This is a genomic window from bacterium (assembly GCA_024228115.1).
Classification (GTDB): domain Bacteria; phylum Myxococcota_A; class UBA9160; order UBA9160; family UBA6930.
In genome coordinates this window covers 1-15880 of sequence record JAAETT010000451.1, presented here as the reverse complement: position 1 = coordinate 15880, position 15880 = coordinate 1, and the positions used below count along the sequence as shown (strand labels likewise).

15 protein-coding genes are annotated in these 15880 nt (G+C 65.3%); 8 read left to right on the top strand and 7 right to left on the bottom strand.

The window, feature by feature from the left end; all coding sequences use genetic code 11:
• Positions 1-128: 128 nt before the first annotated feature.
• Genes GY937_19525 through GY937_19510 form a run of 4 tightly spaced genes read right to left on the bottom strand, consistent with a single transcriptional unit; the run spans position 129 to position 3911 of the window.
• Entirely contained in the window at positions 129-914 is a 786-nt protein-coding gene (locus GY937_19525; GenBank protein MCP5058898.1) for a carbohydrate ABC transporter permease, read from the bottom strand.
• Positions 911-1774, bottom strand: coding sequence for a sugar ABC transporter permease (locus GY937_19520; GenBank protein MCP5058897.1), 864 nt, complete (start codon positions 1772-1774; stop codon positions 911-913). Before GY937_19520 ends, GY937_19525 begins: the two co-directional genes overlap by 4 nt.
• On the bottom strand, positions 1771-2838 hold the full coding sequence (locus GY937_19515; protein MCP5058896.1) for an ABC transporter ATP-binding protein: 1068 nt from the start codon (positions 2836-2838) through the stop codon (positions 1771-1773). The genes GY937_19520 and GY937_19515 overlap by 4 nt, the downstream gene beginning before the upstream one ends.
• Complete coding sequence (locus tag GY937_19510; GenBank protein MCP5058895.1) at positions 2838-3911, bottom strand: ABC transporter ATP-binding protein; 1074 nt, start codon at positions 3909-3911, stop codon at positions 2838-2840. Before GY937_19510 ends, GY937_19515 begins: the two co-directional genes overlap by 1 nt.
• A 108-nt stretch (positions 3912-4019) precedes the next feature.
• On the opposite strand from GY937_19510, the gene GY937_19505 reads away from it, so the two are divergent.
• Positions 4020-4589: a pyridoxamine 5'-phosphate oxidase family protein gene (locus tag GY937_19505; protein ID MCP5058894.1), complete on the top strand. Its 570-nt coding sequence runs from the start codon at positions 4020-4022 to the stop codon at positions 4587-4589.
• Between the two features lie 17 nt (positions 4590-4606).
• On the opposite strand, the gene GY937_19500 is transcribed toward GY937_19505, so the two are convergent.
• Entirely contained in the window at positions 4607-5884 is a 1278-nt protein-coding gene (locus GY937_19500) for an SGNH/GDSL hydrolase family protein (GenBank protein ID MCP5058893.1), read from the bottom strand.
• A 184-nt stretch (positions 5885-6068) separates the two neighbouring features.
• Here GY937_19500 and GY937_19495 point away from each other — a divergent pair, with 184 nt between their 5' ends.
• The 3 genes from GY937_19495 to GY937_19485 all read left to right on the top strand — a co-directional run bounded on the left by GY937_19495 (position 6069) and on the right by GY937_19485 (position 8775).
• On the top strand, positions 6069-6911 hold the full coding sequence (locus GY937_19495; protein MCP5058892.1) for a PaaX family transcriptional regulator: 843 nt from the start codon (positions 6069-6071) through the stop codon (positions 6909-6911).
• An 8-nt stretch (positions 6912-6919) separates the two neighbouring features.
• A complete protein-coding gene (locus tag GY937_19490; protein MCP5058891.1) occupies positions 6920-7879 on the top strand; it encodes a fatty acid desaturase family protein in 960 nt (319 codons plus the stop codon).
• A gap of 62 nt (positions 7880-7941) precedes the next feature.
• Positions 7942-8775 carry a hypothetical protein gene (locus GY937_19485; GenBank protein ID MCP5058890.1) on the top strand — a complete coding sequence of 278 codons (834 nt, stop codon included), beginning with the start codon at positions 7942-7944 and terminating at the stop codon, positions 8773-8775.
• 2 nt (positions 8776-8777) lie between these two features.
• Here the strand turns inward: GY937_19485 and betA are convergent, their stop codons facing one another.
• Both betA and GY937_19475 read right to left on the bottom strand, forming a co-directional pair.
• Positions 8778-10436, bottom strand: coding sequence for a choline dehydrogenase (betA, locus tag GY937_19480; GenBank protein MCP5058889.1), 1659 nt, complete (start codon positions 10434-10436; stop codon positions 8778-8780).
• Positions 10436-11989, bottom strand: a complete 1554-nt coding sequence (locus GY937_19475; protein ID MCP5058888.1) for a BCCT family transporter — start codon at positions 11987-11989, stop codon at positions 10436-10438. The genes betA and GY937_19475 overlap by 1 nt, the downstream gene beginning before the upstream one ends.
• Positions 11990-12158: 169 nt before the next feature.
• On the opposite strand from GY937_19475, the gene GY937_19470 reads away from it, so the two are divergent.
• From GY937_19470 to GY937_19455, 4 genes are all read left to right on the top strand, one after another.
• Complete coding sequence (locus GY937_19470) at positions 12159-12827, top strand: TetR/AcrR family transcriptional regulator (GenBank protein ID MCP5058887.1); 669 nt, start codon at positions 12159-12161, stop codon at positions 12825-12827.
• Entirely contained in the window at positions 12827-13711 is an 885-nt protein-coding gene (locus GY937_19465) for an HlyD family efflux transporter periplasmic adaptor subunit (GenBank protein MCP5058886.1), read from the top strand. The genes GY937_19470 and GY937_19465 overlap by 1 nt, the downstream gene beginning before the upstream one ends.
• 121 nt (positions 13712-13832) lie before the next feature.
• Positions 13833-14756: an ABC transporter ATP-binding protein gene (locus GY937_19460; GenBank protein MCP5058885.1), complete on the top strand. Its 924-nt coding sequence runs from the start codon at positions 13833-13835 to the stop codon at positions 14754-14756.
• Positions 14753-15847, top strand: coding sequence for an ABC transporter permease (locus GY937_19455; GenBank protein ID MCP5058884.1), 1095 nt, complete (start codon positions 14753-14755; stop codon positions 15845-15847). Before GY937_19460 ends, GY937_19455 begins: the two co-directional genes overlap by 4 nt.
• The last annotated feature ends 33 nt before the right edge of the window (positions 15848-15880 follow it).

Here is a 15880-nt window from a genome sequence, read left to right as displayed (position 1 = left end):
CGAGCCGGGAGGGCGTTCGCCCTGGGTCAAGGACCTTTCGACCCGGAAGATCTGAATCGGAATCCGGAACGGCGGGCTGCGTCGCCCCCCGGCCAAATGATCAGATTTCTACGCTTCTGAGTGAGCGTCTACACCTTGGCCAGGTGGTGGCGAACGAACCAGATGACCAACGCACCGGGGACGATCGTCAGCACTCCCGCCGCCGATAGCAGACCCCAATCGAGGCCGGCGGCGCTGACGGTGCGGGTCATCACCGCCGCGATCGGCTTGGCTTCGACGGTCGTGAGCGTTCGGGCCAGCAACAACTCGACCCAGCTGAACATGAAGCAGAAGAAGGCTGTCACCCCAACTCCGGAGCGGATCTCGGGCAGGAAGATCGTCAGGAAGAAACGCGGAAACCGGTAGCCATCCAGATGCGCCATTTCGTCGAGCTCTCGCGGCACGGAGGACATGAAGCCCTCGAGAATCCACACGGCCAGCGGCACGTTGAACAGGCAATGGGCCAGTGCCACGGCGAGATGTGTGTCGATCAATCCGAACGTGGAATAGAGTTGGAAGAAGGGCAGCAGGAAGACCGCTGGCGGTGCCATGCGGTTGGTCAGCAGCCAGAAGAAGAGGTGCCGATCGCCGAGGAAGCGGTAGCGGGAGAACGCGTAGGCCGCGGGAAGTGCCACCGCGAGCGCCAGGATCGTGTTGAGCCCGACGTAGGCCATCGAATTCAGGTAGCCCGAATACCACGACGAATCGGTCAGGATCGTCGCGTAGTTGGCCAAGGTCGGAGCCTGCGGCCACAGCCGGAAGCGTCCGAGGATGTCCGCATTGGTGCGGAAGGACATGTTCACCATCCAGTAGATGGGGACCAGCAGGAAGACCAGGTACGCAACCAGTCCGACGCTTCGCCAGCGGATCCTCATCGCTCGTCTCCGGCCGTCAGGAAGCTGAACAACACGAAGCAGAGTGCCAGGATGACCAGAAAATAGATCAACGAGAAGGCGGCAGCGGGGCCCAGATCGAACTGGCCTACCGCCATCTTCGTGAGGTATTGGGAGAGGAAGGTGGTCGCATTGCCCGGGCCACCTCCGGTGAGCACGAAGGGTTCCGTATAGATCACGAAACTGTCCATCAACCGAAGCAGGAGTGCGATGGTGAGCACGCCCCGCAGCTTGGGCAACTGGATGTGACGGAAGATCGCGAAGCGGCTGGCCCCATCGATATGTGCGGCCTCGTAGCACGCCTCGGGGATCGCTCGCAGGCCCGAGTAGCCCAACAGGGCAACTAGCGAAGTCCAATGCCAGACGTCCATCACCAACAACGTGCCCCAGGCGTCCGCTGCATTCTGGGCGTAGTTGTAGTCCGAGCCAAGTGCGCGCAGGAACGCGCCACCAAGACCGATATCCGCGCGCCCGAAGATCTGCCAGATCGTGCCGACCACATTCCAGGGAACCAGCAGCGGCAGAGCCAGGATGACGAGCGTGAACGAGACGCCGATTCCGCGGGTCGGCATGGCGAGGGCGAGCGCCACGCCCAGCGGGATCTCGATCAGCAGGATCGAGGCGCTGAACATCAACTGCCGACCGAAGGCCGCGTGAAGTCGGGAATCGTGGAGGATCTCCCGGAACCACTCGCTGCCGACGAATACCCGTTCGCCCGGTCCAAAGATATCCTGGACCGAATAGTTGACGACCGTCATCAACGGGATCAGCGCCGAGAAGGCGACGATCGACAACACCGGAAGCACCAGCCACCAGGCACGCGGATGTTCCGTGCGGTTCATGTGAGGAGCCGCCCCTCACGGTAGAGACGAATCCACTGCGGAGGGAAGCGCAGAAAACCGCGCTCGGTGGGGATGGGTGCACCATCCGGCACTCGAACCTGGAGCGGCCGCTCTCCGAGAGCGACGTCCACCAGGTGGTGGTCGCCAAGTGCGGTCGAAGAACGAACCCGAACCGGCACGGCGCCGTCCGCCTCTCCCTCAGCCAGCTCCAGGAACTCGGGTCGAATACCGAGTTCGAGCTCGCCCTGGCCCGGATCCGCAAAGGCATCCCGATCGACCGGAAGGCGAAGGCCCTCGACCAGAAGTTCACGACCTGCGAGCCGGCAAGGCAGGAAGTTCATCCCCGGGCTGCCGATGAAATGCCCGACGAAGGTGTGCTCCGGAACCTCGAACAGCTCGCGTGGTGTACCGACCTGCATCACCCGCCCCTGATCCATCACTACGATTTCGTCCGCGAACGTCAGCGCTTCGGTCTGATCGTGGGTCACGTAGACGAGCGTGGTACTCGTTTCCTGATGGACCCGGCGCAGCTTCTGACGGATCTCCCAACGGCGAAGCGGGTCGATCACGGTGAGAGGTTCGTCCAACAACAGGGCGGCCGTATCGGGGCGAACCAGCCCTCGGCCCAGGCTGACGATCTGCTGCTCATCCGCAGCCAGCCCGCTGGCCGGGCGGCCGAGGCTGGCCGTGAGCCCTAGCAGCTCCGCGGTCTCCTCGACCCGCATCTTCACCTCGTCCTTCGCCATGCCTCCGTTGCGGAGAGGAAAAGCGAGGTTCTCGAAGACCGTCATCGCCTCGTAGACGACCGGAAACTGGAAGACCTGGGCGATCTTGCGCTGCCGTGGCGGCAAGCCCGTGACCTCTCGCCCATCGATGCGCAGCCTACCACGAGTTGGATGGAGCAGGCCCGAGAGGATCGACAGCAACGTCGTCTTGCCGCATCCCGAAGGACCAAGGATCGCGGAGGCCGATCCATCCCGGAACGAGTGCGTCAGCCCGTCGACGGCCCATGCCGCATCGGTCGCATAACGATGCGCGGCGTCTTCGATGTCGATATGTGCCATCAGAGCTCCGAGGCGGCCGCCAGACGGCCTGCCTCATCGAACGCGTGCAACCGATCTGGATCGATGAAGACATCGACCCTCTCCCCGATCGACCGCGGGCGGGTGCCGGTCTGGTGAACGACGAGCGGCTCTTGGGCCGCAGCCGCCGGCCGGAGGTGCAGGAAGGTCTCGGAGCCACTCAGCTCGGTCAGCTCCACGATCGCCACGAGCTTCAGTGAATCTGGAGATTCCGGGGCGAGCCGTAGATGATGGGGCCGCACTCCAAAGCGGTAGGCCCCGTTCGGCAGTGGCTCGAAGTGCGAGGGTCGAGGGGCCTCGCCGCTCGGTTCCAGCTGGACCAGGCCGGAACCGAGCTGCCCTGAGAGAACGTTCATCGGCGGAACGCTCGTCAGCTCTCCCACCCGCACGGATCGGGGTCGGCGATAGACATCGAGCGCTTCGCCAGCCTGAAGGAGTTGCCCGGCATCGAGCACCAGCGTGCGCCCTCCCAGGGCAAGGGCCTCGGAAGGATCGCTGGTGGCGAACACGAGGGTTGCGTTCCTCCTGGCGAAGATCGCACGCAGCTCGGCGCCCAGCTCTTCGCGCAGCTTGTAATCGAGGTTGACCAACGGTTCATCCAGCAGCAGCAACCCGCCCTCCCGAACGAGCGCGCGTGCCAGGGCAGTCCGCTGCTGCTGGCCACCGGAAAGCTCCGAGGGGCGGCGCTCGAGCAGGCCATCGATGCGCAACATCCCCGCCATCGCGCGGACGTTCGCATCGATCTCCGCTTCAGAAATGCGCTGGCCCTGGCGAAGTGGCGCGGCGATGTTCTCGTAGACCGTCTTCGCCGGATAGTTGACGAATCTCTGATGAACGAACCCGACCTGACGTTTCCGTGCCGAGAGGCGATGGACATCGACGCCATCCTGCCTCACGCGGCCCGTGGTCGGCTTGTCCAACCCGGCCAGCAGGCGCAGGAGGCTCGTCTTTCCCGCGCCGGTGGGGCCGAGCAGAACGGTCAGCGAACCATCCTCCAGCTCGAGATCGATGCCGGCCAGGCCACCCCGCGCCACGCCCTCGAGGCGAAGTGTCAATCAGCCACCCTGGAATCCACGATGCGGAAGCGTACCACGGCATCTCATGGGGCCGGATGATACGCTCGCCGCGCTCGACACGACCCGGATTCGACCAGGAGAAGAGCCATGAACCGCTTCCAACAGGCCTTCGGCGAGCCGAAGGAATCCGTCCGCAAGAAGATCTTCTCCACCCTCGACCCGATGATGCAGGATTTCATCCGCCAGTCGCCCTTCGCCGTGCTGGCGACCGCGGGCCACTCCGGCGAGTGCGATGCCTCGCCAAGGGGCGGGATGCCTGGCTTCGTGAAGGTCCTCGACGAGAAGCACATCCTGCTTCCCGACATCGCTGGCAACCATCTCTTCCACTCCTACGAGAACGTCGACGGCAACGCCCATGCAGCCCTGGTCTTCCTGATTCCGGGATGCGATTGGACGGTGCGGGTCAACGGGCGGGCCCGCGTCCTCGATCGCGGCAGCGAGCGGTTGGAGGGGATCGCCCCGGAGGTCTTCAGTGAAGACGAGAACACGAAGATTCTCCAGGGTCTGATGGTCGAAGTCGTCGAAACGTACGCTCATTGTCCGCGCGCGTTCTTGTTCTCGAAACTCTGGGATACGGGACAAATCGGGGAGGCCCGAGAAGCGGATGCCAACCGCTATTGGCTGGATCGGTGGCGGGAGTCGATGGAAGGCCGCTAGGCCGAACGCCTCCGGCTCTACCAGCTCAATTTCTCAGCCAACGATTCACCGACGAGCCGGCCAGCGCGCAGATTCCCGAGATCGGAAAGGTGGGTGTCCTCGAGGCGGAAGTTCTCGGCACCCGCCGCTAGACCTGGGGCCACCCGGATCGCCTCGGGCCAGACGTCGTCCACCCATGCATCGAGGCGCCCGGTCGCGTACTTACCTTGCTCGGCGCCGATCGCCCGGCCCAGGCTCCGATCGACGAGCACGCGATCGGGAAAGACGACCAGGAAGACGGGCCGGTCTCCGGCCACCTGGCGGAGTTCGCGCAGGGCCAGGTCGACTTCCCCCGTGGCGGTGCGGGCCTCCGTTCCGTAGTTGCTCTCCAGCCGCCTGCGGGCCAGCTGGACGAGCCCCGGCGGCGGCTGCGTGAATTGTTCAGGGGGCGTCAGCACGCACGGCCCATCCCCTCGCTGGGCGGGCGCGCCGCCGCCGAAGGGGATCCGGCTCGCCCGTTCAAGGAAGAGCGCATAGCGAAAGCTCCGCGAATTCAGCGGATGGAACGCGCGCAAGAAGGCCGAATGGGGGAAGCGAAAGTTGATCCCCGCCACGACGCGCCGAGTGGTCCCCGGCAGATTGTCGGTGAAATCGTTCTCGAGAAAGAGCCCGAAGACGATCGCATCCGCCTCGTAGCCCTCTTGGAGCAGATGGCGAAGGAGACGGACGGTGTCGCGCGGGCCGTAGCCGGCAACGCCTGCATTGATCAAAGCCACCGGCTTGCCGATTCGCTCGCCAACCGTCGCGGCAGCGACTTCCGGGTAGTTGCAGCTCGGATCCCGGGCGCTTCCCTCGGTATAGGAATCGCCCAGGAAGAGTAGGCGGGGCGAATCAGAGACCTTGGAATACGGAACCGCGGTACGAAAGCCGAGCGGAGAACCGGAGTGGGGCTTCTTCACGAAGACCCACTCACGGCCTCCCGATTCGAACTCCCGGTACGGCCCGCCCAGGGGTGGATTCGAGCCCCGGGAGACCAGCGTGACATCGATCGCGAAGAGCATTCCTTCGAATAGAAGGGCTGCGGCCAGACCGCCTCGGAGCCAGGCACCTACGCGGAGTTCCCCGGAAATCGCGGCCTCGGCCGCGAGCACCGCGAGCGCCGCCACGATCAAGCCGAGCGTCACCATCGAGAGTATCTCGTAGGTCCGGCGCCCGTCGTTGAACAAGCCGAGCGGTAGAGCCGAGCCGAACTCCTGAACCAGCACGGCGACGAGGAAAGCCACGAGCAAGGCTGCAGCGAGCCCGCGAGCGATCACGTTCCAAGCCCCGCAATGGCGTTTTGGGTCGAGAGCTTCCTGAACCGCATGGCAAGCGATGCATTGGAGGGAATCTCGGAGGCGATCGCAAGCGTTCGGGCGCTGCGCGGCTCGAGGTTGTCGCCACTCCCGATCGAATATTACATGCCTTGATCGTTTGGTGGACTTCCTGTAATGTTCCTGGGTGCCTGACCCGACCGGCAAGAGCCTGACCCTCGATCTGCTTTCCACGCTGCGGGGCGGCAGCATGCCCATCTCGGCTCTGGTCGCTGCGGGCCAGCTCTTCGATGTGGCCGAAGGAAGCCTCCGGGTCGCCGTCACGCGGCTGGTCGCAGCCGGGCAAGTCGAACGAGACGAGCGCGGGCGATACCGGCTCGGTGGAGCAGCCGCTCCCGTCACGCATCAGCTCGATCGTTGGCGCCGGATCGACGAGCGAATGTGTAGCTGGAACGGCAGCTGGATCGGGGTGCACCTCGGAGCCGGCAGCCGAGACGCCGCACGGCGAAGAGACGAACGAGCACTCCGATGGTTCGGCTTCGAGGAACTCACGCCAGGCCTGCGCGTACGCCCGGACAACCTTCGCGGCGGCGTCGCGGGCCAGCGCGAAGCCCTCCTCTCCCTGGGCCTGGAGTCCGAGACCCTGGTCCTCCGGCTCGACGAACTCGACGCCGAAGCGGAACGGCGCGCATGCGGCTTATGGGATTCCCAGGCCCTGGAGAGTGGCTACCGACAGGCCATCCGCGAGCTGGCCGAGAGTGAGATCCGCATGCACCATGGCTCGGAAGCGCAAGCCATGGTCGAGTCTTTTTTGTTAGGTGGCCGAATCATCCGTCAGCTGGCCTTCGACCCTCTACTGCCGGAACCCTTGATCGATCCCGAGCCCCGCCGCGCGCTCGTCCAGGCCATGCTCCACTACGATCGACTGGGCCGCCGCAGCTGGGCCGCCTTCATGGAGCGCCACGGCGCGCCACATACCCGAAACCCCATTCATAGCGGCGGAGGTGAACCCCTCCCCGCCTTGTCGTGAGAGATGCCATGTCTGCCGTCACCGCCTCTGAACCGACCCTCGAACGCCACACCGCCCAGGGGAATACCCGGTGGCGCGATTCGTTCACGCGCGAGGAGATCCGGGAGCTGTTGGCGATGAACGATCTGCGCTCCTGGGGCTCCCTGCTTCTGGACTGGGGAATCGTCATCGCGGCCATGGCCTGGGTCGCCATCTGGCCGAACCCGCTCACCATTCTCGTCGCGCTGGTATTGATCGGTGCCCGCCAACTGGGCTTCGCTGTGCTCATGCACGAAGCCTCCCACCACAGCTTGTTCTCCAATCGCCGGGTGAATGACTTCGTTGGACAATGGCTCTGCGCCTACCCGGTGTGGAGCGACACCCTCGTCTACCGGCCCTACCACCTGGGCCATCACGCCCGCACGGGTACGCCGGAAGATCCGGACATCGGTCTCGTGAAGCCCTTCCCCATCACGCGGGCCAGCCTTCGCCGCAAGATCTGGCGCGATCTCTCGGGCCAGACCGGAATGAAGTTCGTCCGCGGCGCCTGGAAACGCAGCTTTGGACGCATGGCGTCGCCGGAAGGCCGACGCGCGGCGGTGGGCTTCGCGGTGACGAATGGCCTGATGATCACCTTGCTCTTCGCGCTCGGGTACCCTCTTCTCTATCTGCTCTGGGCCGGCGCTTTCATGACGACCCATACGCTCGTCACGCGCATCCGCGCCATCGCGGAGCACGCCCTTACGCCCGATGCGGACGACCCGCTGAACAATACGCGTACGACCCATGCCCGCTGGTGGGAACGTCTGATCCTTGCGCCCAATCGGGTCAATTTCCATCTGGAACATCATCTGCTGATGACCGTTCCCCACTATCACCTGCCGCGCATGCACGAGATGCTCCGCGAGCGAGGCGTTCTGGATCGGGCCTGCATCGAAGAGAACGGATACGCTGCCATCCTGAGGCGTGCCGCATCACGATCGGCTTGAACCAACGCCCGGTCGCCTCGAGAGAAGGCAACGACACGGGCAAGGCGGGGAGGCAGGGCCCAATGAAGTTCTACCGGCATTGGGCGCGAGCCACGGCCAACGTGGAAACACCGGACGAGCGCTTCGAGATCGCGTGTTACGGCGGCTCCGAAACCAGCCTGGAGGACGCGCGACGAGAGGCGGCCGCAATCGCCTCCCGAGCCGTGGCGGCGATCCGTTCCGGCAAGCCCATGGGCCAATACCCCTATGCCCGCGGACCCGTGCGCGAAGAACTCCTGGACGAGATCTCCGACGGGGACCGGTTGCAAGCTGTGACCACGCGCAACGCCTATGGCGCAATCGTGCTGAATTCGGCCGGCGCCTTGTTCGCAGACATCGACTACCCGGAGGTTTCACTCTGGAGCCGGATTCGAAGCCTGTTCCGCGGAGGCGGAGAAGGAAGGGACGAGGAGATTCTCTCCCGCGTCGATGCGTACACCCTGCAACATCCTCGCGCCGGCCTGCGGCTCTACCGAACCGCCGCCGGTTTCCGCTGCCTTGCGACTCATCGGACCTACGAACCAGGATCGCGAGAAGCGAACGAGTTGCTCGAGGCTCTCGGATCCGACCCTCTCTACGTTCGGCTATGCAAAGCCCAGAAGTGCTTCCGCGCCCGCCTCACCCCGAAGTTCTGGCGCTGCTCTGCAGACAGGCCGCCCTCACGATACCCCTGGGCATCCGCCGACGAAGAGCGTACCTACCGAGCCTGGCAGGAGGGCTACGAACGGCAGATTCGCGGCTACTCCACCTGCGCGTTGGTCGGCAGCTTCGGGAGCACACGCATCGATCACGAAGTAGGAAAGGTCCTGGAGGTCCACGATCGGATCGCGTGCAATGGAGACGCACCCCTCGCCTGATCTCAACCGGCCTCAGCGCGATGGAAGGGGGCCGGATCCGGCGGAAGCGGGGTATTCCCGAGAACCAGGTCCGAAGCCTTCTCGGCGATCATCATCACGGGGGCATAGATGTTCCCGTTCGTGATCGTGGGCATCACCGATGCATCGATGACCCTCACGCCATCCACGCCGTGAACACGCATGCTGCGGGGGTCCGTGACCGCTTCGTCATCCTTTCCCATTCGGCAGGTACAAGAGGGATGAAGGGCCGTTTCTGCGTCGCGGACGACCCAATCGAGGATCTCCTCGTCGGATTCGACGCTTGGCCCCGGAGAGAGCTCCCCACGATCGAAGCCTTCGAAAGCAGGTTGGGCGAGGATTTCGCGGGCAATTCGGACCGCGGCCAGCCAGTCCTTCCGATCCCGCTCGGTCGCCAGGTAGTTGAAACGGAGCGCAGGCGGCACTTGCGGATCCACCGACCGGATGCGCACGCTTCCTCGAGCCTCGGCGAGCATCGGACCCACATGAATCTGGTAGCCATGCCCCCGCGCGGGCCGGGTTCCGTCGTAGCGAACGGCCAGGGGAAGGAAGTGAAACATCAGGTCCGGCTGTTCGATACCCGCGTGGCTGCGGACGAACCCACCGGCCTCGAAGTGATTGGTCATGCCGGGCCCCCGGCCGGCCAGCCACTGGGCCCCGATCCATGGGCGGCGCCAGTAGGCCAGGGAAGTCGAGAACGAAATCGGCTTCCTGCAGGCGTGCTGGATGTAGACCTCCAGATGGTCCTGCAGGTTCTCTCCGACACCCGGCAGATCTGCCACGACAGGGATCCCATACTTCCCGAGAAGCGACGCGCGACCGACACCCGAGAGTTGCAGGAGTTGAGGTGAGTTGAAGGCCCCGCCGCAGCAGATCACCTCACCCGCCGCTATGCGCTCGGAGGGAGAGCCGGCACTCCGGAACTCGACGCCCACTGCACGCTTGCCCTCGAAGAGAATCCGCGTTGCGGACGAGCCGCACAACACATCGAGATTCGGCCTTCCCTTCACGGGATGCAGATACGCCCGTGCGGCGCTCCACCGCCGCCCTCGCGTCAGGTTCCGATCGAAACGAGCGAATCCCTCCTGCCGGTAGCCGTTCACATCCTCGGTCAGCTCGTAGCCTGCCTGCTGCACACCATCGAAGAAGGCGTGAAAGAGAGGATTGGCAGCAGCACCTCGTTCCAGGATCAGGGGGCCGGCTTCTCCACGCCATTCATCGCCGCCGGCGCGACAGGTTTCCATCCGCTTGAAATAGGGCAGGCAGTGGGCATGACTCCATTCCTCGAGGCCGGGCTCGCGGGCCCATCGTTCGTAGTCGAGGGGATTCCCGCGCTGGAAGATCATGCCGTTGATGCTGCTCGAACCGCCGAGGACCTTGCCCCGCGCATGGCTGATGCGGCGATCCGCCATGGCCGCCTCGGGCTCGGATTCGTAGCACCAGTCGTAGCGGGGGTTGCCGATCGGGAATGCAAAGGCGGCCGGCATGTGGATGAAGACATCCCACCAGGCATCCCGGCGGCCAGCCTCCAGCACGAGCACGCGAACATCCGGCTCCGCGCTCAACCGGTGGGCAAGCACACAGCCCGCTGATCCGCCGCCCACGATGACGTAGTCGTAGGCCTTCGACCCGGGGCCGTGCATCAGCGGCCCCTCCCCATGAGATCGACCACGAGGCCTCCCCCGGCCAGCAGGACGACGATCGCAAGGGGGAAGCCGACGACGATCGAGGCCGCCTGGAGCGCTGAAACCCCTCCCACCAACATGAGCGCGCACGTCACAGCCGCCAGGGCTACTCCCCAGAACACCTTGGCCGGCGGGCTATTGCCTGAGCCCAGCAGCATGCACAGGACGAGCGTCGCTGAATCGAGAGAAGTGATCATCCATGTGAAGAGCAGGAAAGCTGCGAGGAAGAGAAGGGGCATCTCGAATCCGACGCTCCCCAGGTTCTCGATCACCGCCACGATGCCGAGGCTGTAGTCCTGATTCACCGCGAGACTGACGGCTCCGGTTTCGGCCAACTCCTGATGGAGAGCCGTGCCGCCGAAGATCGTCATCCAGACGACGATCACGAGGGCGGGGACGAGCAAGACGGCGACCGCCACCTCGCGCACACTTCGACCCTTGGAGATGCGTGCGATGAAGAGACCGACGAAGGGTGCCCAGGCCAGCCACCATCCCCAGTAGAAGATCGTCCAGTCCGCCTGCCAGCTCTGCTCAGCCGGGCTACCCGCCACCCACGACCCGACGGAGAGGAAGCTCGATGCGTAGTCCACGAGCGTGGAGAGCAGCAGCCCGCCGAGGTGGAGCGTCGGCCCGAGCATGGCCACGGCGATCAAGAGAAGGAGACTGAGCCAGACATTGACCTCGCTGAGCCGCCGCACGCCACGGGCCACCCCGGACAACGCAGATGCCGCACCCAGAGCGCAGACGGCGACAACGATCGCGACTTGATGCGAGGTGCTCACCCCAACGCCAAACAACCTGCTGAGCGTCGCATTCATGCCGGCCGCAGCGAGCCCGATGGACGTCGCCACTCCGCAGACCGTCCCGAAGAGCGCCAGCAGATCCACCGCCAGCCCGGGCCAGCGATCGACATAACGCTCGCCGAGGAGAGGATGAAGGGCGATCCGAAACGTCATGGGCCGCCCATGACGGTGGCTCTGGATGCCGATGGCAAGCGCAATGACCACATAGAACGCCCAACCATGGAGCCCCCAATGAAGCACCGTGATTCGCAAGGCCGTCGGAACGGCTGCTTCGGTTGCGGGCGCGATCCCGGCCAATGCGAAAAAGGGGTTCGCCTGGAAATGCAGCACAGGTTCGGCCGTAGCCCAGTAAAGGATTCCGGATGCCAACCCCGCCGAGAGCAGCATCGCGAACCAGGCCACGTTTCCGAATTCAGGCGTGTCCCGATCCGGCCCGAGGCGCACGCGACCGAGCGGAGAGCAACCGATCCCCGCGACGCCGACCAGCGAGAGCGTTGCGGTTCCGACGAACAACCAGTCGAGATGGTGGACGACCCAGTCCTTGGCACCGGCCAGGGCTGCGCCTGAAACCTCGATCGACGCCGCCGAACCGATGACGAACGCAGCGACGGAGCCTACGGCGATCAGTGAGGAGGTGCTGGAGAAGCCAAGGCGAGCGAGCCTCGTAGGCTGACCTCCCGAACCCGGATGGTCTGCGGGTCCCGTCAACCGAGCCCGCCCAGTATTGCCCCGGCCGTGCTCGATGCCATCGTGGGGAGTCTGACACATCGTCCCGAGTTGGATCGCCCGCTCGGCGGGGCAACCCTGAAAACGACAGCAATTGCCCTGGTTTGGCGAGCACTTGTAATTAATCAACTATTTGATTAATTTTCATTCCGTGAGTGATCCCATCCGATCTCGCAGTCCCGGCCGCCCCCAGCTCGACCCGGACCATCCCAGCGTCCGCGAGCGGCTGATCCAATCGGCCGCGAGATTGGTGGCCGAACGTGGCTACGACGCAACTTCGATCCGGCAGATCGCCACCCACGCCGACGTCACACCGGCCATGGTCGCCTACTACTTCGGAGACAAACGCGGCCTGCTCGAGGCCATCCTGGATCACGCCTTCGAGCGGCTGGTCCAGGGCGTTCAGCAAATGGCTGCTCAAGAGGAGGTTGCAGATGGCCCGTTCGTCACCCGCTTCGTGCCGCTCTACCTCCGTGCGGTGACACGGGAGCCGTGGATCCCGCAGTTGCTGATGCGCGAGGTGTTGTCCGCGGATACACCCGTGCGGGAGCAGTTCGTCGAGCGCTTCGCGCAACGGGTCGTTGCCGTGGTGCCGGCCATCTTCGCCCGGGAGATCGAGGCCGGGCGAATGCGGCGAGATCTCGACCCCAAGCTCACCCTGCTCTCCCTGATTGGCATGTGTGTGTTCCCGCTGGTCGCCGAGCCGATCCTCGGCCCTCTGCTGGGCTTCCAGGTAGACCCGGCGTTCGCCGGGCGGCTCACCGACCACACCGTCGGGCTCTTCCTCGAAGGTGCGGCACCGCGCGAGGAGGCGACGTGATGAACCGCTGGCTCTACTTCCCGGTCGTCGCCATCCTGTTCGCCTGCAGCGGGGATCCTCAGGACACCCCTGCCGTCGGCACCCTCGAGCGGGACCGCATCGACCTCGTCGCCGAAAGCGACGACCCGATCGTGGAGATCGCCGTTCGCGTGGGACAGCAGGTCGAAGCGGGCGAATCGCTGCTGCGCCTCGATCCCACTCGGTTCGATGCCCGCGTCGCCCAGGCCGAAGCGCGACGCGACGAAGCCCTGGCCCGTAGCGCCGAGGCCACGCGGGGCCCACGGGCCGAACGCATCGAGGAAGGGCGCGCGCGGCTGGCCGGTGCCCGCAGCGCCGCACGCACAGCACAGCGGGAACTCGAACGCGCTGAAGCCCTTGTCGACGTGGTTTTTTCTTCCCGCTCCCGCCTCGACATCCTTCGCGCCGAAGCCGACGCTGCTCGCTCCCAGAGCGCTCAGGCCCGCGCCTCCCTCGACGCCCTGCTCGAGGGATCGACCGCCGAGCAACTCGAACAGAGCAGCAGCGCTCTGGCCGCCGCCGAAGCCGCGGTTCGCGAGGCACTCGTCTACCGGGAGCGGCTCGAGCTGCGCGCACCGGTTGCCGGGCAGATCGACGCTCTGCCCTTCGAGCTGGGCGAACGCGCGCGGCCGGGCACCCCGCTCGTCGTGATACTCGCCGATCACGCGCCCTACGCCCGGGTGCACGTTCCCGAGGCCGTGCGTGTGTTGGTTGCGCCGGGCAGCGAGGCGACGATCGCAGTCGAAGGGCTCGACAAGAGCTACCGTGGGCGCCTCCGCGAGGTTTCACACGAAGCGTCGTTCACGCCCTACTACGCGCTCACCCGTCACGATCGCGGGCGGCTCGCCTACCTGGCGGAGGTCTAGCTGATCGACGCGGAAGCGCGCGAGCTCCCGACCGGCGTGCCGGTCGAGGTTCACTTCACGCTTGGCCAGAGCGATGCCGACTGAGCTTCCCTTCCCGAGCGCGACCTCAGTCGCGCCCGCCATCCAAACCCACGGGTTGACCCGCCGCTTCGGCGACCTGGTGGCCGTGGACCAGATCGACCTGATGGTCCCGCGCGAGCGCATCTTCGGCTTTCTCGGCCCCAACGGCTCGGGGAAGTCGACCACGATTCGCATGCTATGCGGCCTACTGCTTCCGAGCGAAGGCAGCGCCGAGGTGCTGGGCCTCGATGCCTCACGCGATGCCGAGATCTTGCGCGCACGCATCGGCTACATGACCCAGCGCTTCTCCCTCTACGAGGACCTCTCCGTCCTCGAGAACCTGCGCTTCCTTGCACAGATTCACAGCATGACACGCGAGCGGCGCAAGGCGCGGATCGACGAGCAGCTTGCCCGCTTCGACCTGGCCGCTCGTGCCGAACAGCTCTCCGGCACGCTCTCTGGAGGCCAGAAGCAGCGGCTCGCCCTGGCCGCCGCGACCCTCCACGAGCCCGAGCTGCTCTTCCTCGACGAGCCCACCAGTGCGGTCGATCCCCAGAGTCGCCGCGACTTCTGGGAGACGCTCTTCGACCTGGTGGACCAGGGAACGACGATCCTCGTCTCTACCCACTTCATGGACGAGGCCGAGCGTTGCCATGAACTCGCCATCCTCGACGAGGGGCAGCTCGTCGCATCCGGGGAGCCCGACGCGCTGATGGCGGCGATCGACGCGGCGGTGGTCGAGATCGAGGTCGAGCGCTCCCGCGAAGCGTCCAAGCAACTGGAGACCCTGCCCTACGTGCAGAGCGTCGCGCAGCTCGGAAGCCGCCTCCACGCGCTGGTGGACCGCACGACCGAGGAGCCCGCCGCTCGCCTTCAGCATGCCCTGGCAGAGGCCGACCTCGAGGCCCGATGTCATGAAGCCACCGCCAATCTGGAGGACGTCTTCGTCGCCGCCACCCGCGACAGGTCAGAGGCTTCCCCATGAAGCTTTCGATGACCCGCATCGGCGCGATCGCGCGCAAGGAGTTCCTGCACCTGCGCCGCGACCCGCTGACCGGCGGAATGATCGCCGGCATCCCGGTCATCATGACCCTGCTCTTCGGCTTCGCGATCAACCAGGACGTGCGGCACCTGCACGCGGGCCTCGCCGATCTGGCGAACACCCAGGCCTCGCGGATGCTGGCTGCGGATGTGGTGGCGACCCAGGTGGTCGACATCGTCGAGCGTCGGGCGACGGCAGCCGAGCTGGAGGAATTGCTCGTGCGTGGCCGGATCTCGGTCGGCCTGGTGATTCCGGCGGACTTCGAGCGCCGTGCCGCGAGAGGAGGACGCCCTGTCGCCCAGCTGATGGTCGACGGAGGCGATCCGATCGTGCTGGGCGCAGCTCGGGGCCTGGCCGCAATGCCTCTTCCAGGCACGACCACCAGCCGCGCCGCCGAAAGCTTCGCCGTGCGCGCCTACTTCAACCCGGAACGCCGGTCTGCGATCCACATCGTGCCCGGACTATGCGGCGTCATCCTCACGCTGACGATGACGCTCTTCACTTCGATCGCCATCGTGCGCGAACGCGAACGCGGCAACCTCGAGCTTCTGATAACCACGCCGATCCAGACCGTCGAGTTGATGATCGGAAAGATCGCTCCCTACGTACTGATCGGATACATCCAGGTCACGCTCATCCTGAGCCTGGGCGCATTGCTCTTCCAGGTTCCGTTGCGGGGAACGATCCTGGATCTGGTCGTCGGCGCGGGGGTCTTCGTCGGCGCCACCCTTACCCTGGGGCTGTTCATCTCCACCGTCGCGATCACCCAGTTCCAGGCCTTCCAGCTCACCTTCGTGACCTTCCTTCCGCAGATGCTGCTCTCCGGTTTCATGTTCCCGTTCGACGGCATGCCCCGCGCGGCCCAGCTCCTGGCCGAAGCTTTCCCGCTCACACACTTCGTCCGCATCGTCCGAGGCATCGTGCTGCGAGGCGCCAACCTCGAGCAACTCACGCCGGAACTCTGGCCGCTCGGTCTCTTCTTCGTCGTCGCGATGAACCTGGCCATGCTGCGCTTCCGAAAACGCCTCGACTAAGAAGTCAACCAGCGGGGACGGGGTTTACAATTG